Genomic DNA, 24,480 nt, shown 5'->3' on the forward strand with positions numbered 1-24,480 from the left:
ATATAAAAACAAGGGAGAATCGGACTTCTGATTCTCCCTTGTTGCTGCTTTATTTAGCTTCATTAGCTTGCTGTGCTGCTACGCCATCCCTCTCATCTCGCTTGGGCATAATGAAAGCAACAGCAATAATTACAATCGCAATAATCGCCGCTATCGTAAAAATGCGGTGCAGGCTCACCTGCAATATTGCAGGTTCAATTTCATTCGCTTTGCCTGTATGCAGCATTAATCCAAAAATCGTAATTCCGACTGTCTGACCAATCGTTCTAATAAAATTGTTGCTGGCCACTGCGGCTCCTCTCATTCTCATGCCTACAGCAGAAGTGACGGCTATCGTAATCGAGGTCGATATGAAGCCAAAGCCAAGCCCGCATAAAGCAGAATAGACGGCAAACCAAAGCATGGCGGAATCCGCATGCAGCGTCGTAAAGCCGAATGTACCGATCAACAAAATAATGGCGCCCAAAAAGCAAAGCTTCTTCAACCCTGCCCGAGCGATTAAGTTACCGGCAAGGATGGAACCAAGCGGCCAAGTAATAGACAATGGAATCATCATAATGCCGGAGTAAGTAGCAGACTTGTTATACACCCCTTGCATCCACAGCGGCAAGTAAAATGTTACAGCGACTACTAGAATGCAAAAAAGAAAGCTTTCCAAATTGGAAATGCTGATTGTTTTATTTTTGAACAGCTCTAGCGGAATCATCGGCTCCGGCGACTTCTTTTCAATGTAAATAAACCAAGCGAGCAAGCATACTGCCGCAAGCAACAAGGCCGCTATAAGCAGAACGCTGGCGGACGTATCGCCGCTTCCTCTTGTATCAATGAGCGACATCCCGTACAAAAAGCAAATCATCGCTAATGAAAAGACAATAACGCCCGGAAAATCGATATGCTGCTTTTTCTTTGCTATCGATTCCTTCAAAGAGCTGCTCAATAAGTAGATCGCCGCTATTCCAAATGGGATATTCATATAAAATATGGCGCGCCATGATACATAATCGACAAAAAGCCCGCCTACTAGCGGTCCGGATATACCTGCTATTCCCCATATGCTGGAAAGCCAGCCTTGGATTTTTGCACGCTGTTCGAAATTGTATAAATCCCCGATGATCGTATAGGGAATCGTAATAAGTGCGCCGGCGCCAAGACCTTGAACAGCCCGAAACCAGATAAGCTGGTCGATCGATTGGGCGAGCCCCGATAAAGCCGAGCCGGTTAAAAAAATAATCGCACCTGCAATAAAAACATTTTTGCGGCCATATAAATCTGATAGCTTGCCGAATATCGGCGTTGTAATGACTGTCGCAAGCAAATAAATAGAGATGATCCAACTGAACTTTTCTATGCCTTGAAGCTCACGGGTAATACTCGGCATTGCTGTGCCTACTATCGTCCCTTCGATGGCCGCAAGAAAGGTAGCTACAAATAATGCGATTGTAATTTTTCTTTTCGTAGCATCATTCGTAACAGCTTCGTTATTCATCGGCGCTCCCGCCTTCCTATGTAGCTAACATTTGACTATTTTTGCAAAGCATCCATTGCTGCATCTACCAGCCTATCAAATGCCTCATCATTCTCCTCCAGCTCATCCTCAACCTCATTTAGCTGCTCCTCATTGCCTGATTCATGCAAAAAAAACAAGCCGTAGCCCCAATCCTTGCCTTTTTTGCTTTGAAGAGCCATTTCATACTCGTTTTTATGGCCCTCTACATTAAATTGAACCTTTCCAACGTAACCGTCTTCCTTCGTGTAATTCATTTCCGCGTGAATAACGGTAATATTCATTGTTTCATCCCTTTCTAGGCGTTAAGTATTCGTCCATGTAGAATAGCAAAACCCCGCAAACATTGCAACAGCATGCTTGCGAGGCAAGGATAATGGCTTCGCCGTCCTTCCTTTAACGAAGGAATACGAATTAAAGCTTCTTCGCTCGGCTATTATGTCTAAATATCAGCACGACAACAACCAGCGTCATTAACATAATAATAGACAGTATCCATAGGGTAGCATTGGATTCACTAGATGCCGCTTTTTGCGAAAGAGGAAGCTCTGGCGGCGCAGAACCGCTTCCAAGCAGGCTTAAATCTTCCGATGCCATATCAATAGATGCGGTACGGCTGCATAGGCTGACATGCAAGTCGCTATCCTTAAGCTTGGCGTATACGAGATACGTTTTGCCTTCTTCAAAGCTGAAGCCGCAGCTCGCCTCATGAAATGCAGATAAAACAGTTATAGAAGAGGTAACCTTTCCTCTCCATACCTCGCTTACATCAAACGTTATTTTGTACGTGCCGCCTGAAGATATAATACCTTTACCCTTTTTCTTATTCTCCGAGACTACGGTTCCTTTAAAAACTGCGTCATGTTCATCGCGATGCTTCAATACATCAGGTGCAGCAGCGCAGTCGCAAGCATATGTTTGCTTCGGCGCAATTACAATGCCCGCTGCCACTATTGCAGCGATAATAAGCAGGCTTATGTATTTTTTAAATGATATAAACGTCACACTGAACACAACTCCAAGCCCCCTCCATCTAATAATCTCTCTATCTTATTGTTAGACGGATGACACTGTAAATAAGTTACAATCTGCCAAACTAAATTTACAATTCCTTAAAACATAATAAATAAAAAGATAGCAGCAAGCGCAAAGCGATAATAAGCAAACCATGATAAACGCAGCTTTTTCATCATATTAATAAAAGTAACGACAGCAATCATACCGACTATAAAAGCGGCAATCAAGCCGACAAGAAACAGAAGGATATCTGACTTCACCAGAAATTCCCTGCTGCCTATCAAATCAACCATACTGGCGCCGGCCATAATAGGAACAGAGACAATAAAGGTAAATTCCGCTGCTGCCTTCTGGCTTGCTCCAAACAGCATGCCGCCGGATATCGTAGAGCCTGATCGGGAAAAACCCGGCCAGAGCGCTAAAATTTGAAAGCAGCCAATGGCAAAGGCCTGTTTATATGTAATATCGTCAAGCTCCTGCGCAACGATATTACGCTTGAAGCGGTCTGCAATAATCATCAGAATACCGCCTGCAACAAGCCCTATTAGCACGGTTTGGGGACCAAACAAATATTTTTTTATGACACTGTGCAAAGCTACCGCTACAACGCTTGCCGGGAGCATAGCCAAAATAATATGCAGCGCGTTCAAGCCTGCGCCTTTTTTGAAATTAAAATTCAATAAACTGACAAAGCGGTTGCGATACAACACCAGCACCGCCAGCACTGCGCCGAATTGAATAACAACCTCAAAAGTTTTTGCACGATCCCCTACAAACCCTAACAGTTCGCCTGTTAATATTAAATGCCCTGTCGAGGATACCGGCAAAAACTCTGTTAAGCCCTCTACAATCCCCATAATAATAGCTTGAATTAATTCGTACAACGATATCTCTCCCTCCGCTGGCTAAATTCACTCCTATATTAAATACTATGCATGTCCAAGGGGAGATACTTCTGTTTCTGATCGATTTACTTCGATATCGACCACATAAATGCGATGATCATCTCTTTGCTGTACCGTCAAAATCACATGATCAAGCGCCCATGGCTCTCCTTCTTCCAGCTCCGGGTTTTTCTCGAATATCCATCCGCCTATCGTATCGACCTCTCCGCTCTCCAAATTCATATGGATAACATCATTTAGATCGCTAATAAGCGCCTTACCGCTAACCCGATAATGGTTCTGATCCAGCTGCTCAATTTCCAGCACTTCATCCTCGTCAAATTCATCGCGGATTTCACCTACGATTTCCTCGACTATATCTTCAATCGTAATCATACCGGAGGTTCCCCCATACTCATCAAGCAAAATAGCCAGCTGCGCACGCTCATTTTGCATTCTGCGCAGCAGCTTGCTGATTGGCATCACTTCCGGCACAGTCAGCACCGGCTGCAGCAGCTCGTCAATTAAAAATTGTCCATCCTTCGGGTCGTGCAAAAACAGGTGCTTCGTATGCAAAATACCGATAATATTGTCCTTGCTCCCCTTGGCGATAGGAAAGCGAGAGTATCGCTCCTGGCGTATCGTTTCTAAATTTTCTTCCTGCGATGCATCAACGTATAAACAAGCCATATCGGTTCGCGGCACCATAATTTCCTTTGCCAGACGTTCATCAAATTGAAAAATGCGATTAACATAACCATACTCGCTCTGATTGATTTTGCCGCTCTCGTAGCTCTCTGTAACGATCATGCGAATTTCTTCCTCCGAATGAGCTTCCTGCTCATGCGAAGGCTTGAAGCCGAGCAGGCGGACAAGTCCATTGGCCGATCCATTCAAAAGCCAAATAAACGGATACATCAGTTTATAAAACCAAATGATTACTGGTGCAGCTGCTTGGCTGATTTGCTCAGCTTTAATAATTGCAAGCGTTTTTGGCGCTAGCTCGCCAAGCACGACATGCAAATAGGTCACAAGAGCGAAAGCGAATACGAAAGTAATAATTGTGCTTACTTCAGCAGGAATATGCCAATAAGCAAGCAAAGGCTGCAGCAGCTTGGCGATCGTCGGTTCTCCCAGCCAGCCCAGTCCTAACGCAGTAATCGTAATGCCCAGCTGACAGGCAGATAAATAACTGTCCAAATGCGAGGTTACACGATGAACAGCCTTTGCATTTTTCACGCCTTCGGCTACCATTTGATTGACTCTGCTTGTGCGAATGCGGACAATGGCAAATTCAGTCGCTACAAAAAAAGCTGTTAGTACGAGTAATAAAATAAATAACACTATTTTGAGAACCATCGTAATCTCCTTATCTGAATGTAAATAATAGGTTAATTCCTATTTCTACATCCTCTCCGATGTATACGCGGTCTATACTCCATACGCTAATGATTGCTTCATATTACCAGGGAACCTCATTATCGCCGTTATTTTCCGTCTCATCCTCATCATGCTTTTGCTTCGTTCCGATTAGCGGCAGCAGCTCTTCCAGGCTTTGCGGCTGCAAAAGCTCAACCGGAGACAAGCCTTTCTGGAATTGAAAAGCATCGCCTTCCAGCACGGCTACATAACGATCATTATGCTTCGCAAAATGAATCGTAATGCCGAAGTCGGAAAGCTGTCCGCTTACGGAGGCATTGCCTATTTTAAACGCAAAGGGAAGATCCTCCTTCTGCTCCACCAAAGCGGCTGCGGCTACCTCAACCTGCTCTTGGGACCACCATTCCTGCAGCTCCCGCTTCTCACTGGCAGCCCAAACCTCAACGGCATTTTCCGCCTCGCTCCTTGCTGCCCCGGCTTCTTCTTGAAACGTATCAGAAACATATTGATGCACCATATCGACAACCTGCTCGCTTATAACTTCAGGCAGCGGCTTCTCATAGGATACGAATTTTAGAAAATCCTCGAAATATCTGGCGTGAGATGCTTGATGGATTTTCAGCTCCCAGTGCTCAAGCGTTCCAGTCTCTGGCATATGAGGATATTGAATCGACTTTATGCTGCGTGCGCTTATAGCCATCTCTACTTGAGTAATTAAGCTCTTTTCCGATATAGTAGCAATTTTGGGTTCAAAATCACATTTCAGCAAAAACAGAAACGGCTCATCAAAATAAGTGTTCAGCTTGGATAAAGCAATAATAAATGCTCCGCCTCTTACCGCAGAGGTATCCATATAAATACGCACCAGCTCATCGGCTATGCCGAAGAATCTTTCTTTATTATCGGCATCTCTTAATCTTTGAAACAAATTATAGTTCTGATTGCTATCCAGCTCGTAGCCGGGCTCAACCATAAACCTGCCGATTTTTGTAGGCACATTGGCAGAACTGGGATTGCGCTCTACTTTGCGCTTGACGATTTTCGTGAATTCATCATTTAAAAAGTCCTTTAGCTCGCTCTCTTCGTACTCATCATGCTCTAATGTTTTATAATGCTTGAAGCGCTTGACGGATGAATCCGCATCACCCTCGGTCTGAATAACAAAAAAAGATAAATATTGCAATGAAAAATCCATGAATGCAGCCCTTTCTAAGCTCAATTAATAATAATATTCATATAAATGAACGGCGGCATAGATCGTCCCGATATGAAGGATCAGCAAGGTAGGAACGCCAAAGATAAAAGAGGCATGCTTCGTTTTATGATGAAACACCTTCATCGCCAGCCAAATCCCGACTGCGCCTCCTAAAAAGCAGAGCCAAAAAAAACGTTTTTCCGAAATTCTTCGTTTATGCCGCCTGGCCAGCTGCTTATCCTCCTTCATTAGCCAATAAGCATAACCGTTCATGCAGCAGTAATACAGTATAATTATGATCCATATTGCCTTATCCACAACTATTTCTCCTTGTCTATATGAAGGTTGCAGTGTTACTGCTGTTCGCGTGGACGCACCCGGTTAGTCGCAACAGCCTGAAGCGGATCATCGGGCCAGTAATGCTTCGGATATCTTCCCTTCAAATCTTTTTTCACCTCAAAATAAGTACTGCTCCAAAAGCTTGCCAAATCATTCGTCACCTGCACCGGTCTTTGTGCTGGCGATAATAGTTGAATCGTAACGGGAAGGTTCCCGTCCGCAAGCATCGGCGTCTGCTTCATACCGAATAATTCCTGCAGCCTGGCTGACAATATCGGCCTGTCAGGATCAGAATAATCAATTGGCAGCTTCGAGCCGCTAGGCACAGTTATATGTGTTGGCAGCTGCTCGTCCAGCTCTTTTTGCTGCTCCCAGCTAAGCATTCCCGCTAAAAGCTGCGCTACTGAAACTTTGCCCAGCTCTTGAGCAGAGCTTTTGCCGTATATATACGGTTTTAACCCTTGCTCCGCATTTTGAAGCAGGCCCTCGTCAGATACATTTGGCCAGCTGCCGGGCGAATACCTGTACATCAGCTGCATTCTTTGCTGCAGCTGTCTCGCTTGCTTTGTCATATGAAGCATAGTCAACCCTCGCTTGCGCAATTGCGCGATGAGCTGCTCCGTTACCATTTCCCAATTATGATTGGGGATGATTTGCTCTTTCAAAATAATGGCGCCAATGCGTTCCTGTTTATGCGTTTTAACAGACTGGCCAGCCTCTTCCCATTGTATAAGCTCATCAATAATGATAAGACTGCTGCAATATTGCCGCAGCTCAGGCAAGCTAATGGCTGCTGCTGATCGGATATAGCTGTCTTTGCCGACGTCTTCAATCTCGCAAGCAACGATAAACGGTGTTTGAAGCAAAGCATCATCTATGGCTCCGGCGCCTCTTCCATTGGCGAGCAAATAACGTTTATCCTCTCTTTGTCTAGCGATCCGGTCAGGGTAGCCATAAGATAACAGCACTCCAGTGGAGAGCTTTTCTTCTGCGTTGCTGCCGCTTGCCGCCATAATCCGCGCTAGACTCATCTCCCATTGCTTAGCTTGAGCGATTATTTTTTGGGCGGCAGGCTGTGAGCTGTAAGCAAGCAAATTTTGAAGTTGGGTATCGACGTCCTGGTTAGCAGCCGAAACAGCCAACGTTCTTTCACTGAGCATGCTCGCCAGCATACATGCTTGATGCTGCTGCCCATACGACAGTGCCTTCAGTATGATTGCGCCAAGCCTCGGATGAACGCCAAGCTGAGCGGTGGCTATGCCTTGCTTGGTAGGATGGCCCGCTTCATCGATCGCTCCTAAAAGCTGCAGCAGCTCGATCGCTTGATTAAAGGCAGCCTCTGCGGGCACAGTTACCCAATTCAGCTCATTACAGCCTTTAATGCCCCATATGCGCAGCTCAAGCGCCAGCTGGCTTAAATCGCCCAGCAATATTTCTGGAACATGATGCTCAGACAGCAGCCTGTGCTCCTGCTCGGTCCAAGCGCGATAACAGCGTCCAGGCGCAAGCCTGCCTGCTCTTCCGCTGCGCTGCTGCGCTGCTGCTGCCGAGATTGGAACAGTTTCCAGCCTGGACATGCCCGTTCGGTAAGAAAACCGCTGAATTCTAGTTTTCCCGCTATCGACTACTGCAGTAATGCCTTCAACCGTAATACTTGTTTCCGCAATTGAGGTTGCAAGCACAATTTTTCGAAATCCCGGCGGAGCGGCTGCAATTGCAGCGCTTTGTGCCTCCAGCGGCATGCTGCCATGCAGCATATGTATGCAGACTTTGGAATCCTTCAACTGCTGCTCAAGCAAGCGCGCCGTTTTTCTTATTTCGCCAATACCCGGTAAAAAAGCGAGCACATCTCCGCCGCATTGCTGCAATGCGCCGACAATAAGCCGGCACATACATTGATCCAGCGCCTCGCTCGAAGGCTTGTCCAAATATTGAATGCTGACAGGATAGCTCCTGCCTTGGCTGGCTATGATAGGGGCATTGCCTAAGAGCTGGGCCAATTCGTTCGTATCGAGCGTTGCAGACATGACAATAATTCGCAGATCATCGCGAAAAAGCTCTTGTGCCTGCAAGCAAAGAGCTAATCCTAAGTCGCCATGTATATGTCTCTCATGAAATTCATCAAATATAATGGCAGCCACATCGCTCAACGAAGGGTCATGCTGCAGCATGCGGGTTAAGATCCCTTCGGTTACTACTTCAATTCTGGTTGACTCGCTAATACAGGTATCCAGCTTCACGCGATAGCCTACTGTTCCGCCTGCTTTTTGCTGCAGGGAGGCTGCCATATACTGAGCAGCCGATTTGGCTGCGAGCCGTCTTGGCTCAAGCATAATTATTTTTTTGCCCGCTGCCCAGCTTTGATTCAGCAAAGCAAGCGGCACTCTTGTAGTTTTACCGGCGCCTGGCTCCGCCGTCAGGACAATATTGTTTTCCTGCTCTAATTTTTGCAAGAGCTCTGGAAGAATAGCGTCAATTGGAAGCTGTTTCATACGCTGTTAGTTCCTTCCTTATTTTAAAATCCTCATCATTTGTACAACCGGTCTGGAATCGCCTGGCAATGCTGCTTCCTTGGCAAGCAGCTGTGAGGAACCGTCGCCGTCAAGAAAAATGCCGTCAATCAGCTTGCCAGCGCCAGTCTGCTCTACTACAGCTGCCCGAAACTCAGACAAAGTATGCTTCGTTTCACTAACGAAAAGGTACAGCATGCCCGCTTCATCGTAAGCGGCAGCTGATCGCAATCTGGCCGAATCCATAAATGGCGCTTCTTCAAGCTTAGCCTGGCTCAGCCATTGATCGTCCTGCTGCAGGCTCATGCTTATGCCGCCCTGTGCCCAGAAACGCGTATAGTCTTTAACGCGTATCTCCTCTGCTTTGCTTAGAACCTGCACATTCATTGTATTTGCTGCGCCGTCCCATACCAAGGTTCCTCGGCTATACTTCACATTTTCCCCGCCGCTGCCGTAATCGCTAGCCTTTCCATTAACAGCTGTACCGTTCACAACGGCGATGCTCAGCAATTGGTCGCCAAAGAAAAAACCGCCATTGATGCCTACCCTGTTGCTTAAAGTAACATTATCATGTATGGCTTCAAGCGTTATATTGGACGGCTTCGTCACTAACTGATGAATAATGGCGCCATTGGACGCTTCCAGCCTCTGATAGCTGTATTGGCTTACATGCTCGATCGTTCCCTGATTAACTGCATCCCTGCCAGTAATCGACTGTATCATGAAATATAGCGCGATAGCGAGTATAACCAAAATACCTGCCAATATGCTAAATGACGCGATCCACTGCTTACGGGTTAATTTGACATGCTGATTGCTAGACATTCGACCTTCTCCTTCAAATCAATGATCCAACTACTAAGCTATTATACAAAAAAAGCAGCACTTTGGGAAAATAAACGTATACAAGCAAGCTGCCTCGCATCCTTTGTTCAAAACAGCACTTCCTTAATCAAGGACGTGCGATGTTTCTTTTTAGGACAATGAGACAGCTTGCTTGATATTTCAAAATGAATTAATCGAGCTCCTCCAATGGATAGAAGATCAAATTGATTGGGAACGCTGAGCCAGCCGGCGGACTGAATTCAATATCCAGGCTTTGTTCCCTTCCTGTAGTCTTTGCCAGCATGACCATGCCGTCGAATGCAGTCAACACTCCCGATGCCGGCGCCTTCATCATTTCACCGTTAATTTTGAAAGGCCCTTTGAAGTAACCGCCTTTGGCCAAAAGCATGATAGCCATTTTTCTCGGCTTTTCCGAGTGGATTTTGTACACAGTGCCATAGTTTCCAGATAGCACGGCTTCCGTTCCGCGCTGCGGATCATAGCCCTGTACGAATGGATCGACTTTACCGTCACCTAGCACAAGCTTTAGCGGGGCCGTTAAGCCTTTTTCGGATAAATCCACTTTCCAATCAAAGCCTGTCGTCTGGAAGGTGCCGCGAATATGGCCGTTGAAAGCCAGCTTCGGCAAGTCCAGCATAGCAGACGATACTGCCTTGTCCGCTGCAAAAGTAAATTGGATTTCGCCGTCTGTTTCTACATCGTACATCAAATTAACGCCTTGTGAAGGATGAAAATCAGGAAACTGCTTGTAGACGAACGTTTGTCCAGAAGGAATGACCATCTGCTCCTGCTTGTCCTCTCCCATCAAAAAATCCACCATCGCTTCGCTGCCAATCAAGTGCGCATAAATGGACGGGTATACCTCGCCTTTGTTAGTCGTTTTAATTGTTACATCATGATCCGAAGTGTTCGTTGCCAGAATAGCAAACGATACTGTCTCCTCTGTTCCATTAATATGGTCCGCATACAGTCTTCCCTTGCCGTTGATTTTGTCTTGGTACAAAATACCGAGCTCCTTGAAGGTTTCGGGGCTGTCGCTCATTAGCAGCGTACGGGAGTTATCTTCCGTTACTTTTTTCGGCAGATCCGGCAAATTCAAATAATATTTATAAAGAGTGCTCCAGTCCGTTTTCACATAACCGCCAACAGGCTGCATATAGATCGGATATTCCTGCTCTGATAAATAGACCTCATCCGTTACGACAATTTCCTTTGTAAAAGGCACGCTCACCTTTCCTTTTTTGTCTGTAACCGTTAAGGTTACGGGATAGGTTCCTGCTTCAAAAAACACATCCTCGCGGCCTTTCCATTCCAGCTTCAAGCCTTCGGCATCAGGATCATAGCTTAAATTTATATATTTAATCGGCTCCCCCTTGCGGTATTCCGTTTTGCCAAGTGCAAATTTCGCAACTGGAGTAGAGTTTTTTTCCTCAGGATCATATACGCCTTCCGGCTTTCGGGTATGAAGCACCTCGACCCTTCTAAGCTCGTGATCGTATATATAGGAAGCCCCCATGTAATCAGAGAGCCAGGTCAACTTGATTAATAATCTTCCGTTGGCAAGCATAGCTACATCATCAAAGTTAAAACGCTGGCCATTTACAAATACTTCCTTGTTTACGGTATCGAATTGAATATTGAATTTGGGCGTTTCCATCATAATTTGACGCGTTTTTTCAATCCATTCTACCTTCATCCCGAAGGCATCGCCTAAAAATTTAGCTGGCACATAAGTTTTTCCTTTGCGGATAATGGGCGGGGAATCCAACGTAAATGCCTCGCCATTCAAATAAACCTCTGGTTGATCGATATGTAAAATAACATATGATGTTCCGCTCGTAATTGTTGAAGCATGGACAGCCGATGGCGTTACCGGAGAAGTCAATAGCGCTACGCTCAGTACAGATGCTACTGCCAGCCGCTGCAGCCGACTATGCTTTTTCTGAATAGACATGGATAATTCTCCTTTTTACAAAAACTATGTATTTAGTTGCAATCTCATAATTAGACGAGCATGCCCTTTTAAAGTTGCACTAAATCATAGAGACGACCAGTCTAAAGCTGCGGTTGTCATAACTTTGTAACATTTAATGTAAAAAGCAGCGCACTCATTCAATATCATCCTGTTCAATTCAACTAATATTAAGCAGTAAGCTTTAATTGCCAGGCGTTAAAAGCACTTGCGGAACTTGAATTTCCGGATGGTCAAACACAACCGCTTTCGTATTGTATACGTTGCCTAACAGCTCCGAGGTGACGACCTGCGCAGGCGTGCCGACAGCTGCAATTTGACCTTGATGAAGCACCATGATTTCGTCGCAATACATAGCGGCCAGGTTTAAATCATGCAGCACGGCTAACACGGTCAGCTTACGTTCCTGCTGCCATGCTTTCACTTGATCCATCAGTTGCATTTGATAGCCAATGTCCAAATAAGTAGTCGGTTCATCTAATAATAAAAGTGAAGGGTTTTGAACCATCAGCTTGGCTAATGCCACTCGCTGTCTTTCGCCGCCGCTTAACTGCTCCAGCTTGCGATGCTGTAAATGCTCAATTCCCATGGCAGCAAGCGCTTCATCAATCATGTTCTCCACATCAGCATCCTCGCCCCCAAGCCAGTTCTGGTAGGGGAATCTTCCCATTGCTGCGATTTCTCTTACTGTAAAGCCTAATGGAGGAATGCCTTCCTGCAGCAGAACAGCCATATATCTGGCCAGCTTTTTTCGCGCGATCAAATGAACAGGCTTGTCATCAAGACATATTTCGCCGCTGCTTGGCTTGACAGTTCCGGACAGCAACTGCAGCAAGGTCGATTTCCCGGCCCCGTTAGGTCCGATAATCCCGTATATTTTCCCTTCCGTGAAGGAACAGCTTATTTGCTTTAATATTGCAGTTGACTGGATAAAGTGGGAAACGTTTTTGATTTGTATCATAATAGCCCTCCCTTACTTTCCTCTTTCTTTCTGCGGATAAGCAAATAAGCAAAAAACGGGGCACCAATCAAAGCGGTCACTACTCCGAGCGGAATTTCTCTCGGACTCATTGCCATTCTTGCCAGTGTGTCAGACCAAAGCACAAACATTCCGCCGCCTATTGCCGATAGCGGCAATAAAAAACGATAATCCGGACCGATCAGCAAGCGAACAAGATGCGGAACGACTAAACCGACAAAGCCGACTACGCCGGATACAGATACGGCAGCTGCTGTCAAAAAGGTGGAGCAGAGCAGCACGATCAGCTTCGTCCTCTCCACCTTCACCCCAAGATGAGCCGCATGCCTCTCACCAAGCATGAACAAATTAAGCGGCTGGCTGAAAATGAACAGGACAGGCAGTCCTACGGCAACAAACGGTAAAATCATCCCAACATGCTCCCAGCTTCTTAAAGCGAGCGAACCCATAATCCAAAATAAAATTTGATTAACGACGCCCTGTGACATCGAGATCATTAACGATACGAAAGCTCCTAAAAAAGCTTGAATTATAACGCCCGATAAGATTAACGTCTCAATATTCATCGCTCCGTTGCGTCTAGCCAGCCATAAAACAGACAGCAGCGCTGCTGTACCCGTTACGAACGCTGTCAGCGGCAGCGTCCAAATCCCCAAGGCAAGCTGCAGCCCGCCAGCTATAATAAAGGCAGCGCCAACCGAGCTGCCGGACGCGACGCCGAGCGTATAAGGATCTGCAAGCGGATTGCGCAGCACACCCTGGAAGCCCGCGCCTGCAAGGGCCAGAGCTGCTCCTACTAATACTGCAAGCAGAACTCTCGGCAGACGCACCTTCGTAATGATGGCTACTTCAGCACCGCTAAAGCTGGAATTATCCATAGACAAGCCAAACATATAATGCACGAGTATGCGCCAGGCATCTTGAATCGAAATGCCCGCTGAGCCTAAAGAAAGGCTAGTAATAATAGAAACAGCAAGAAGGAGCAATGCTGCTCCTCCATACAAGTAAAGTTTTATTTTCATTTCGCTTCAAACAGCTCAGGGTGAACCGCAGCAGACATTGCCTGCAGGGCGTCTGCCAGACGCGGGCCAACTCGCGATACAAGATCCTCATTTATAGGGAAAATCGCTTTGTTTTTCACAGCTTCGATAGCATCCCAGCCAGATCTTGCTGCAATTCCATCCACCAGAGCGTTTGTATCCCCTCCGTAGCTTGAGAATAATATCACATCCGGATTATGCTTGATCACCATTTCATTGTCAGCTTCGAACCAGCCCTGCTGCTCAGCAGCAATATTGCTGCCGCCAGCTAGTGAAATCAGTTCATCGATAAACTCGCCGGAGCCAACTGTCCATCCATCAGAAACATCAAAGAAAACCGACTTTTTCGCTGCATCTTTAATTTTGTCTGTCACTTCCGATTTAACTGTAAGCATATGACCCGCTACTGCAGCAGCTTCATTTTGTTTATTCATAATTTTACCGATTAATTCAATTTTCTGGGCAACTTCGTCATATGTTTTCGGATCCGTTGCATATACGTTAATATTTAAAGCTCTAAGCTGCTCTACTGCGGCAGTATTCATAGTAGAGGAAGCAAGCACCAAATCAGGCTCCAATGCAAGCACCGCTTCAATATTTGTTGTTACATCTCCCACCTTTGGTTTTTCCAGCGCCTCTGGCGGGTAGTTGCTGAAATCATCAACACCTACAACCTGCTCACCTGCACCGATCGCATATAAAATTTCAGTCTCGCTGGACAAAATAGAAACAACCTTGGCAGGCGCTTTTTCAAACGTAAGCTCAAATCCAGTGCTGTCCTTAAGTGTCAAGGGATAGGCAGTCTCGGCCTCCTGATCAGGAGTCGGTGAAGCCGTCGTCTCAGGCGTACTGGCAGCTGAACTGGATGAAGGCGTAGCGCTAGGCTGATTCGTACTGCCAGCTCCGCAGGCAGCCAGCATAGCTGTCAAAATAACAGCTAGCAAGGACAGCAGCATTCGTTTATTCCATTTTTTATTTTTCCACATTGAACATCTCTCTCCTATTCTCTATATCTAGCTGAAACACAAAAAAACATTCCCAACAACAAGTGTCGGAAATGCCCGTGATTGCCTGCAGGATTGCTGCAAACAATGGATCCCCCGAACACCTCCCTAATTCCTCGTAGGCATAAGCGTCTTTTAAACAGGCAGGTATCCTGACTCAGCTTGAACGATCAGCGCCTTCCCAAGCAGCGGCTGCTCAGTGGCATTAACTGATGTTGACTTTCCAGCAAGGCTGGTGTCCAGCATTACAGTGGCGGGTCCGTACCGGATTTGCACCGGTTTCCCAATTATGCTGACCGACGTAAGATAGCATCTCTGCGATCGATTAGCACCTGTTTAATTAAAATAAAATTGTCAGTAGTAACTATACACTTCAACCGCCTATTTGTCCATTCCCGACCATAAATCGAAAGGAGTGCGCTTATGAATAGAAAAGCATCACCCGCTCACTATTCATCTAAAGCAATTGTAATATGCCTGCCTATCGTCATCCTTATTTTCGGAATTTTTTATTTTTTTCAAGATACATTGCATCCTTCTGCAAAAGAGGAAAGCCTGCCTGTTACTACCGAGCATCTTCAAGCTGACTTGCAGGCCATATGGACGGTTACGCCAGCCCCGGCAAAAGTACTCACACCAAACACCTTTATTATCGAGCTTGCAGATAAGGATCAACTGCCGATCACAGGGGCCGAGCTGTCCGTGAAGCTCAGTATGATCGGCATGTTTTGCGGCGATATGAATTTCACGCTTCAAGAGCAGCAGCCCGGTACTTATATCGGAGAAGGCTACCCGCTAATGCCAGGCGACTGGCAGGCTAAACTCTCGATCAAGCTCGGACAAGAGAAACCGGTCACATTGTTTCGCGAAATGAAAGCGGTCCGCACTTTATAACATTTATCACTACCATAGCCATATCGCTATAGACGGAATAAGGCCATTAGCAGCTAGCCCGCGCATTATGGCAATGATTCCTATTAATAAAGCAGCGGCATTGCCGATTTTGCGCAGCAGGCTTCTATTTTTTCTAGTAATCAGCTTTGCTGCTGCCGCTGTCGCTGCCAGTACAGGAAAGGTAGAAAGGCCGAATAACAGCATAATAACAGCCCCCGATACCATTGTACCCGAAGCAGCAGCATTCATCTGCATCGCATAGGTCAGCCCGCAGGGCAGAAATCCGAAGGCAAAACCTGTTAAAGCAATATGCAGAGATTCCATATAGGCACTGCGCTCTGACCTTGGGGTCATTTGATGATGCAGCCTTGCAGACAAAGCCGCTAAAAATGGCAGCTGATTTCGCCGCCATAGCCAAAGCAATATAAAAATACCGCCTATAATAGATGCTGCGCCTTGCAAGCCTGCTACCTTGCCTGCGACATTGAGGAAGGAACCAACAAGGCCCATCACCATTCCAAGCAGCGTATAGGAGGTTATTCTTCCCGCGTGATACAGCAGGCTCGCCCGCCATGCAGAAAAAGAGCTGTTAAGCGCAACCGTCGTTACAATCCCTCCGCACATGCCCATGCAATGGGGAGCCCCGAAAATACCTGTCAGCAATATTAGTCCCGCCTCATGCCATGTTATCATCATCCTTTCGCTGCTCCTTTGTATCTGCGATTCATTTGCAGCTTCAGCCGAAGCGCATTGCTTACAACAGAAATCGAGCTTAGCGCCATTGCAATTCCTGCCATCCACGGCTGCAGCAGACCTGCTATAGCGAGCGGTAGCATCAGCATGTTGTACAGGAAGGCAAAGCCCAAGTTCTGTTTCACATTCGCAATCGTCAATTTACTAACCGCAATTACGTCTGTAACTGCCTTAAGTCTAGAATAGAGCAGTGTAATATGTCCTGCATGCAAAGCCGCTGTCGTTCCGCTCCCCATTGCAATGCCCACATCGGCAGCAGCCAAGGAAGGCGCATCATTCCAGCCGTCACCAATCATTGCGACTTGCTTCCCATGCTGCTGCAGCTGACGCACCAGCTCCAGCTTGCTCGCAGCCGTTTGCGAAGCGTATACCTGCTCGATTCCAGCTTGGGCAGCAATCGCATGGGCGGGCGCCGCCCCGTCGCCAGTTGCCATTATACTCGTTATATATGTGTTTCGCAGCGCAAATACGAGCTCAGCAGCCTCCTCTTTTATCGGATCTCTAAAGCTGATAAAGCCTGCGCAACGATTTTGCCAAGCGGCGAACAGCACCGTCTCGCCATTGGCCTCTCTTTTTTCTGCTTCCTGCAATAATAGCAATACAGGGTTTATTTGGTGCAGCTTCAAAAAACTTAAATGTCCAAGCATAAACAGATGCCCGTCTATTTGCGCCTTGACGCCCGAGCTGGCTATGTAGCTGCTATTCTCGGCTTGAGGAAGCTGCAGCTTCATAGCTACTGCACGACTGACAATTGCTTTTGCAAGCGGGTGCTCGGCTTGCATTTCAGCGGCTGCAGCATAGCTGAGCAAACGGTGCTTCGTCATGCCAAGAGCAATAATTTGTGTAATAATCGGCGTACCTGTCGTAAGCGTTCCTGTCTTATCAAAAACTATCGTATCGACAGCTGCCAAACGCTCAAGTGCACTGGCATCCTTCACGACGACACCCTGCTTGGCCAATCGCCCCGAAGCGAGCACAAGTGATAAGGGCGCAGCTAAGCCAAGCGCGCAAGGGCAAGCTACCAGCAGCACTGCAACCATGCACAAAACAGCATGCTGCCAATTGCCCGTATCCAGCCATATTCCCCACAGCAATAATGTCAATGTCGCGATCAGCATAATTATGGGTACAAATATAGCAGCAATTCGATCAACCTGTCGTTGAATATTCGCTTTAGAGCGCTGCGCCTTCCTGACCAGCTCTTCTATTTGGCTAAGCAGCGTATCATAGCCCGCGGCATTGGTTTGTATCGTCAGTTTTCCCGCTCCATTTTTTGTGCCTGCCCATACTTGCTGTCCTGGGTTTTTCTCTATAAACTTACTTTCTCCCGTCAGCAAAGACTCCTCTACTGTGGAGCAGCCCTCAAGCAGCAAGCCGTCCACAGGTATAATCTCGCCCTCTCGCACCTCGACCAGCTCGCCTTTTCTAACGAACTCACTTCTTACTTCCTGCCACTTTTCTTTGCGCAGCACTCTTGCTAATTTATTGGCCAAGTCATTATAGCTTGAATTAGCTTCATGTGCTTTGAGCGAGGCGGCGGATTCAATATATTTGCCTAACAAAATAGCAGTTATGACAACCGCAGACGTTTCAAAATATAGTGGAATGCCTGCCATCAGCAGCTCTTTTGACTTCCACAGCTCATTTTGGAATACAACATAATGACTGTAAAAATAAGCCGTTGACGTACCTAATACGACTAGCACATCCATGTTCGCGCTTCGTTGCCTAAGGGCATGAAAGGCGCCAAAATAAAATGGCATGGCGATTACGAACTGAATAATCGTTCCAAGTGCAAGCTGCAGCCAAGGATGAAAAAGCAGAGGCGGCAAGCTCTCAGCAATAAAATGCAACCATGACACATGCTGAGTCATGCTCAGCAGAAGCGGGATAGCTAATAATAAAGAGCACAGCAGTCTGGTTTTCAATTTGTTTTTTTCTTGCTTAATACTCTCTATTGAGGTTTGATTGGCTGAGGCGTGAAAGCCCAGCTTCTCTACGGTTTGCAAAAGCTTAGGAATTGTAATCTGCCGAGTATCATATTGGACCCAAGCGGTGCGAAATGCATAGCTTACAGCTGCTTCACTGATACCTTCCTTTTTCTGCAACGCCTTCTCTATTCTGGCAGCACATGCCGCACAATTCATCCCTGTTATAGAGAATTGCCCTGTTGTAAGCTGCTGCTGTTCATTCAGCTGCATTTCATCGATCAGTGGATATGCCGGAGACCGGGCTTTCATTTATTATCGCCCCCATTCCTGTCATGCTGCACAAGCAAGGCCTGTACTTTGCTATACAATATATGTTAGCTTGGGCGAATACATGAATAAACGATTCTACACAATGAATGAACTTGGTCACACGTTCCGTTATTTGCCTAAAAACCGCCAACTTCTTCATTTCGCGGTCACTCATTCCGCTATACAGCTCCAAAAGGGGCACTTTCTGCGATTTATGGATCAATAACGGAACGTCTGTCACTTTGCCGCCTCAAAACTACGATTTTGGGCATAATAACGGAACGGCTGACCAACTAGTAATACACGACAACAGTTTTCCAATGTAAGTTTCCCCAACAAACTGAGGAAAATCAGTTAGCTTGGGCGCATGAGTGCTCATTTTCAAAACAGCGTTTGCTATTGCAAAGTACTTATCGAGGCGGCATCGACCGATTCTGTATGATATTTCATATACAATTGGGGTTTTCGGGGCATTCCAGTACATTGTGTATGAATTTTCATATACATTTAGCCGTTTGGAGGCGGCATCGACCAGTTCTGTATGATATTTCATATACAATTGGGGTTTTCGGGGCATTCCAGCGCATTGTGTATGAATTTTCATATACATTTAGCCGTTTGGAGGCGGCATCGACTGATTCTATATGATATTTCATATACAATTGGGGTTTTCGGGGCATTCCAGTACATTGTGTATGAATTTTCATATACATTTAGCCGTTTGGAGGCGGCATCGACCAGTTCTGTATGATATTTCATATACAATTGGGGTTTTCGGGGCATTCCAGCGCATTGTGTATGAATTTTCATATACATTTGTGTTTTTCAAGGTATTTATGCGTGTTTTGTCAGGAATGCAGCTAGCTTTCTATATACTTTGTTTCTTACGATTCCGACCGCTATTGTTCGCCAATTTCGGATATAGAAACCTGTAAAGTTTAAAATGAGCTTACAAAGACGGACGCTCAACATAAAAAACACTCTTCCGCCGACAAAGGCAGTAGAGTGTTTTTCGTTTAGTCCCTTTCGTATATGGAGCCTGACCGGCTGGCAAATAGCTCTGTGTACACTTTTTCTGCATACGAGTCTGTCATGCCGGCGATATAATCAGCGACGAGCCTTTCCCATGGCCATATGGCCTTGTGCTTGTCATAGCTTTCGGTCCAATCCGGAGGCAAAATGCTGCGCCCTGCATCATAGTCAATAAAGCTGTCCCACAAGCGCTGAATCATAATTTCACTTCTCTTTTGCAGGCGCTGCACGCGGAAGTCCTTTATAAGCGTCACCCAAGCGAGCTTTTTTAATATTTCCATCGTGCGGAGCAATTCAATATCTTCTACCCCATCCCGTACAAACGTAATCCTTTTCCAATTGTTTGCGGGATCCTCTATGATACCGACTTGATTGGCAAAACGGTTTACCCATCTCGCTTTCATTTCGCGTCTCGTCCGGGACGTTTCACGGTCAAACTGCTCGTAGACGGATTGCCATTGCTGATAGTAATCAGTCAGCACGCACTCGACCATATGTCTTATATTGGTCTGTTCCCAGCGCATCGATTCCTGGCTCGTCGTATCATTCAAAATCTCAGTCATAATATGGTCCACAAGGCGGTCATCTTCAAAGAAGCTGTTCGATAATTGAATTTTTCCTGCGCGAATGCCATCTTCAATATCATGGGTTGAGTAGGCGATATCATCGCATAAATCCATCAACTGAGCCTCCAACGTGCTGCATCCCTCCGGCATTTGCCAGAGCTCGCGCAAATAATGGATCCCCTTCCACTCCATCGGATACACGCCCTTGACGACAGCCGGGTCAGCGAGCGAAGCCGGATACTTGTTAATAGCTAACAGCACAGCTGCAGTCAGGTCAAGACCTCTCTCACTTCCCGCCCGCTTTTCCAAGTACATTAAAATACGAAAATTTTGAGCATTTCCTTCATAAGAGGAGCCATTATAGGAACGAAGCAAATCATTCAGCACCTGCTCTCCTTTATGACCAAATGGCGGATGCCCCAAATCATGAGCCAGTGAAGCACATTCGACTACCTCTGGGAGCAGAATAAGACCGGGATGCTCATTGCCTTGAAGGAAAGCATACGATTTGCCCAATCTGCGCGCCACCTCGCGAGCAATTTGCGATACCTCCAACGAATGGGTAAGCCTTGTACGATAATAATCACCCGAGCCTGCACCGAACACTTGCGACTTGCCCTGCAGTCTTCGGAAAGCCGGCGATTGAATTAATCGGGCATAATCCTTCTCATATTCGTCGCGGTCCTCGCTAGTATGAAGATGGCCATTATCATCAAGCCGTATTTTTCGAATATTCATGCGACCACCTCCTGCTTAAGAAGCTATTCTCCTGTAACTACCTCGCCTTTCCAGGAAAGCATGCCTCCATCAACATTAATAACATCATAGCCTTGGCTGGTCATATATTCACATACTCTGCCGCTTCTGCCTCCACTGCGGCATATAAATATAACTTCGCCAGGAACGTCGTGTACTTCATGCTCTCTCGCTTGAAATTGCGATAATGGAATACTGCGGGCTTGCGCGATATGCCCTTCTTCCCATTCGTCAGGCTCACGCACATCAATTAAATTAATGTTTGCGTTATCTGTTAATAAAACATCCAGTTGTTCTGCAGTAATCTCACGAAACATATCAATACCCTCTTTTCTTTGTTCTACATATTATTAAATTTTAGCTTATTTGCTATTCGAATGTCTACTTGAGAAAGGCATTGCAATTATGTTTGTACGCAGCACTGCCGTTGTGCGCCGGTTCCAAAATAAAAAACTGCCCCCGCTAACCATGACGGCAGCAGGAGCAGCACATATTATTTATTTTGACGAAGCAACCTTCGCACGCTTGCGATTCAGGAACTCATACACGATTGGAACTATTACTAGTGTAAGAAGCGTTGAACTGGTCAAGCCGCCAATAACGGTTATTGCCATGCCTTTAGAAATAAGGCCTCCCGATTCAAAACCGAGTGCAAGCGGAAGCAGTGCACCAACGGTCGCGATCGCAGTCATCAGAATTGGACGCAAACGAGTTGTTCCTGCCTCAAGAAGCGCCTCTCTGACTGATAAGCCTTCTGCTTCCTTGTGAATGACACGGTCGATCAAGACGATTGCGTTCGTTACTACGATACCGATCAGCATCAGTGCGCCGATCATTGCTGTAGCACTGATCGTTTCGCCTGCGATAAACAAGCCGACCATCGCGCCGATTGCAATAAACGGCAGTGAGAATAGAATTGCAAACGGCGTTAGACCACCGCCGAACGTTAGAACGAGAACCAAGTATACGATAGCTACAGCTGCCAGCATTGCAAGACCAAGTTGAGAAAACGTCTCGTTAATTTGCTCTGTAACGCCGCCCATCGTAATTTCAATATTTCCAGGGATATCCATGTCATTAATCATTTTATTAATTTCACTGGATACCGCGCCGATGTTGGCTACCGTTGCATCTGCTTTAACTTCTGCATAAATTCTGTCGTTGCTTCTTGTAATCGTGTTAGGAGATTCGCCTTCTTCTATTTTCACGACGTCTTTGAGCGAAACCTCCATGCCAAGCGGCGACTGCAGCTTCACATTTTCCAAATCAGCCAAGCTGCTGTACTGGCGATCCTCTACTTTTACGTAAATATTAACGGCATCGCCATTATTTTCAATCGTTGCAAGCAGCGGACGCTCCCGCACAGGGCTTAGCTCCATCGCGATTTGTCCCGCAGTAAGACCTACCTGACTCAGCTTTTCACGATCTGCAACGATACGATATTGATTGTACGTTTCTGACAAACTGGAGCTGATATTTTTCAGATTTTCCTTTTCCTTGAGCTTATTCATAAGCTCATTTACTACAGGCTCAAGCGACTTCATATCAGGACCGTACACGAGCATGGAAAGACCCGATCCGCCTAAGCCGCCGCCAGCAAAGTCTTGCTCCTTCCAGGTCCCTTTGCCGCCAAGCTCCTTAAGCAGAGGTACGATTTTTTCCTTTTCCTCGCTGAAGCCCTTGTAGTCTTTATCATAATTCAAATTAAATAAAGCTTGCTTGGACGCTCCCGGGCTCATTGGATTAGCACCGCCCACGGAATATTGTACTACTTTAAGATCATCGCTATCTTTATATCTATCCATAAGCAGTTTCTCAGCATCAAGCGCCATTGCTTCTACCTGCTCGCGTGTTTCTCCCGGAGCCGGGTTATAAGTGATAAGCATCATTTTTTGCTCATCGTCCGGAATAAAGCTTGTGCCGACTAGCGGATATAAGCCCAAACTGCCGACAAGCAGCAAGACAGCAATTCCGAATGTGATCAATTTGTGATTAAGCGACCATTCAAGCAAGCCTCTATATTTGCGGGCAAGCTTGCTTGGATTTGAATCATGCTTCTTGCCTTCTTTGAGCCCATTGCGGAACATCATATGCGCCAGCATTGGAACAATTGTAACGGCTACTACCAAGGAAGCGCCTAGCGCAAAAACGACTGTTAATGCGAACGGCATAAAGATTTCGCCGACCATGCCGGAAACGAAGCCAAGCGGCAGGAATACAGCTACGGTAACAATCGTAGAGGACATGATCGGAATGATCATTTCTCTAGTAGCTGACAAAATAAGCTCTTTGCCCTTCAGCTTCTCATTGGAAAGCGACAATCTGCGGTAGACGTTTTCTATAACAACGATAGAGTCATCAATTACGCGGCCAATCGCTACCGTAATCGCACCAAGCGTCATAATATTTAGTGTAATATCCATCTGCTTCAATGCAATCATGGCCATCAAAATGGATAGCGGGATAGATACGATAGAAATAATTGTGGAGCGGATATCACGCAAGAACAGCATAATAATTAAGATGGCCGCCAATGCGCCAATTACTGCCTTGCTCAGCATCGTATTGACAGATTCCTCAATCGGTTCACCTTGGTCAAACGATTGAACAAAGGTCATGCCTTCATTTTGTTCCGCAAGCTTCTTGAGCTCATCCTTAACCTTGTTAACTACTTCGACCGTGTTGGAATCAGCGCCTTTGACGATGTTAATCCCGATCGCGTCCAGACCATTCGTTCTGGAAACAGATTCTACCTTGTCTTCAATCGTAATATCGGCAACATCGCTCAGCTTAACGCCTGGTACAATTACCAAGTTTTTAAGCTCATCTTCTGTTGCGATGTTTCCGTCAATCATGACCGACTTTTCACTATCGCCAAATTCAAAAATACCGAGCGGCACAGAAAGCACAGAAGCGCTAATGATGCCTTTCACCATATCCTCTGTCATATTAAGCTGGGCTAATACATCCTGCTTAAATACGAGCTCGCCTTCCTTCACGCTTTGACCGGCAATTTGAACTGCTGCTACGCCGTCAATGCTTTCGAGTCTAGGAATAACAAAATCCGTAGCTGCTTCTGTCAATTGCGGCATCGTTTTTGAGCTGTCAGACAAGCTCAAGGAAATGACTGGGAAGGCATTGATATTCATTCTGGAAATAGATGGCTTTTGCACCCCGTTAGGGAATGTGATTTGCTCCAACGCTTCCTTTACATTATCTTCTGCCCGATCCATGTCCGTATTATATTCAAATTCAATAATGACTGATGAAGCATTTTCAAATGATGTGGAGCTGACATTTTTAGCTCCCTTTAAATTTCTAGTCCTTTGCTCGACTGGCTTCGTAATTTTCTCCATTATCTCTTCAGGAGCGGCGCCAGGATATACGGTTGTTACACTTACAATCGGAATAGTAATATCCGGGATCATTTCCATCTTCATTGTGCTAGTCGATTGAAGCCCGGCGAACACAACGATAATCGTCATAATCCATAAAGCAAACTTATTGTTGAGCGAAAATTTAATAATGCTTTTCATATTCATCCTCCATTTTTCTCAAATCCAAATTCA

At 46.1% G+C, this 24,480-nt stretch carries 19 protein-coding genes and 1 riboswitch; of the genes, 1 reads left to right on the forward strand and 18 read right to left on the reverse strand.

Annotation, left to right across the window (positions count from 1 at the left end):
* Positions 1 to 49: 49 nt before the first annotated feature.
* The 13 genes from V1L65_RS05870 to V1L65_RS05930 form a co-directional block, all read right to left on the reverse strand.
* Positions 50 to 1,486 carry an MDR family MFS transporter gene (locus V1L65_RS05870; protein WP_331698153.1) on the reverse strand — a complete coding sequence of 479 codons (1,437 nt, stop codon included), beginning with the start codon at positions 1,484 to 1,486 and terminating at the stop codon, positions 50 to 52.
* A gap of 35 nt (positions 1,487 to 1,521) precedes the next feature.
* Entirely contained in the window at positions 1,522 to 1,788 is a 267-nt protein-coding gene (locus tag V1L65_RS05875) for a hypothetical protein (RefSeq protein WP_331698154.1), read from the reverse strand.
* Positions 1,789 to 1,918: 130 nt separating this feature from the next.
* Positions 1,919 to 2,518, reverse strand: a complete 600-nt coding sequence (locus V1L65_RS05880) for a hypothetical protein (protein WP_331698155.1) — start codon at positions 2,516 to 2,518, stop codon at positions 1,919 to 1,921.
* Between the two features lie 98 nt (positions 2,519 to 2,616).
* Positions 2,617 to 3,405, reverse strand: coding sequence for an undecaprenyl-diphosphate phosphatase (locus tag V1L65_RS05885; protein ID WP_331698156.1), 789 nt, complete (start codon positions 3,403 to 3,405; stop codon positions 2,617 to 2,619).
* Positions 3,406 to 3,450: 45 nt separating this feature from the next.
* Positions 3,451 to 4,764, reverse strand: a complete 1,314-nt coding sequence (locus V1L65_RS05890) for a hemolysin family protein (RefSeq protein ID WP_331698157.1) — start codon at positions 4,762 to 4,764, stop codon at positions 3,451 to 3,453.
* Positions 4,765 to 4,867: 103 nt separating this feature from the next.
* The gene (locus V1L65_RS05895) at positions 4,868 to 5,980 is read right to left on the reverse strand and encodes a DUF3900 domain-containing protein (protein ID WP_331698158.1); all 1,113 of its coding nucleotides are present in this window, start codon (positions 5,978 to 5,980) and stop codon (positions 4,868 to 4,870) included.
* A 24-nt stretch (positions 5,981 to 6,004) separates the two neighbouring features.
* Entirely contained in the window at positions 6,005 to 6,298 is a 294-nt protein-coding gene (locus V1L65_RS05900; RefSeq protein WP_432503908.1) for a DUF1294 domain-containing protein, read from the reverse strand.
* Positions 6,299 to 6,333: 35 nt separating this feature from the next.
* Positions 6,334 to 8,811: an ATP-dependent helicase HrpB gene (gene hrpB / locus V1L65_RS05905; protein WP_331698159.1), complete on the reverse strand. Its 2,478-nt coding sequence runs from the start codon at positions 8,809 to 8,811 to the stop codon at positions 6,334 to 6,336.
* A gap of 18 nt (positions 8,812 to 8,829) precedes the next feature.
* Positions 8,830 to 9,654: a phosphodiester glycosidase family protein gene (locus V1L65_RS05910; RefSeq protein WP_331698160.1), complete on the reverse strand. Its 825-nt coding sequence runs from the start codon at positions 9,652 to 9,654 to the stop codon at positions 8,830 to 8,832.
* Positions 9,655 to 9,844: 190 nt separating this feature from the next.
* The gene (locus V1L65_RS05915; protein WP_331698161.1) at positions 9,845 to 11,629 is read right to left on the reverse strand and encodes a stalk domain-containing protein; all 1,785 of its coding nucleotides are present in this window, start codon (positions 11,627 to 11,629) and stop codon (positions 9,845 to 9,847) included.
* A 202-nt stretch (positions 11,630 to 11,831) separates the two neighbouring features.
* On the reverse strand, positions 11,832 to 12,608 hold the full coding sequence (locus tag V1L65_RS05920; RefSeq protein WP_331698162.1) for a heme ABC transporter ATP-binding protein: 777 nt from the start codon (positions 12,606 to 12,608) through the stop codon (positions 11,832 to 11,834).
* Complete coding sequence (locus V1L65_RS05925) at positions 12,605 to 13,648, reverse strand: FecCD family ABC transporter permease (protein ID WP_331698163.1); 1,044 nt, start codon at positions 13,646 to 13,648, stop codon at positions 12,605 to 12,607. Before V1L65_RS05925 ends, V1L65_RS05920 begins: the two co-directional genes overlap by 4 nt.
* A complete protein-coding gene (locus tag V1L65_RS05930) occupies positions 13,645 to 14,652 on the reverse strand; it encodes an ABC transporter substrate-binding protein (RefSeq protein ID WP_331698164.1) in 1,008 nt (335 codons plus the stop codon). The genes V1L65_RS05925 and V1L65_RS05930 overlap by 4 nt, the downstream gene beginning before the upstream one ends.
* Positions 14,653 to 14,795: 143 nt before the next feature.
* Positions 14,796 to 15,021, reverse strand: a riboswitch (cobalamin riboswitch).
* Between the two features lie 72 nt (positions 15,022 to 15,093).
* On the opposite strand from V1L65_RS05930, the gene V1L65_RS05935 reads away from it, so the two are divergent.
* Positions 15,094 to 15,564, forward strand: coding sequence for a FixH family protein (locus tag V1L65_RS05935; RefSeq protein ID WP_331698165.1), 471 nt, complete (start codon positions 15,094 to 15,096; stop codon positions 15,562 to 15,564).
* 9 nt (positions 15,565 to 15,573) lie between these two features.
* Here V1L65_RS05935 and V1L65_RS05940 read toward each other — a convergent pair whose 3' ends face one another.
* From V1L65_RS05940 to V1L65_RS05960, 5 genes are all read right to left on the reverse strand, one after another.
* Positions 15,574 to 16,260, reverse strand: a complete 687-nt coding sequence (locus tag V1L65_RS05940) for a sulfite exporter TauE/SafE family protein (protein ID WP_331698166.1) — start codon at positions 16,258 to 16,260, stop codon at positions 15,574 to 15,576.
* On the reverse strand, positions 16,257 to 18,557 hold the full coding sequence (locus tag V1L65_RS05945) for a heavy metal translocating P-type ATPase (RefSeq protein ID WP_331698167.1): 2,301 nt from the start codon (positions 18,555 to 18,557) through the stop codon (positions 16,257 to 16,259). Before V1L65_RS05945 ends, V1L65_RS05940 begins: the two co-directional genes overlap by 4 nt.
* A 1,016-nt stretch (positions 18,558 to 19,573) precedes the next feature.
* A complete protein-coding gene (locus V1L65_RS05950; protein WP_331698168.1) occupies positions 19,574 to 20,893 on the reverse strand; it encodes a deoxyguanosinetriphosphate triphosphohydrolase family protein in 1,320 nt (439 codons plus the stop codon).
* Positions 20,894 to 20,916: 23 nt separating this feature from the next.
* The gene (locus tag V1L65_RS05955; RefSeq protein WP_331698169.1) at positions 20,917 to 21,228 is read right to left on the reverse strand and encodes a rhodanese-like domain-containing protein; all 312 of its coding nucleotides are present in this window, start codon (positions 21,226 to 21,228) and stop codon (positions 20,917 to 20,919) included.
* 180 nt (positions 21,229 to 21,408) lie between these two features.
* On the reverse strand, positions 21,409 to 24,447 hold the full coding sequence (locus V1L65_RS05960; protein WP_331698170.1) for an efflux RND transporter permease subunit: 3,039 nt from the start codon (positions 24,445 to 24,447) through the stop codon (positions 21,409 to 21,411).
* Between the last annotated feature and the right edge of the window lie 33 nt (positions 24,448 to 24,480).

The sequence above is a fragment of the Paenibacillus sp. IITD108 genome (genome assembly GCF_036541265.1).
In the GTDB taxonomy this organism is placed as follows: Bacteria; Bacillota; Bacilli; order Paenibacillales; family Paenibacillaceae; genus Pristimantibacillus.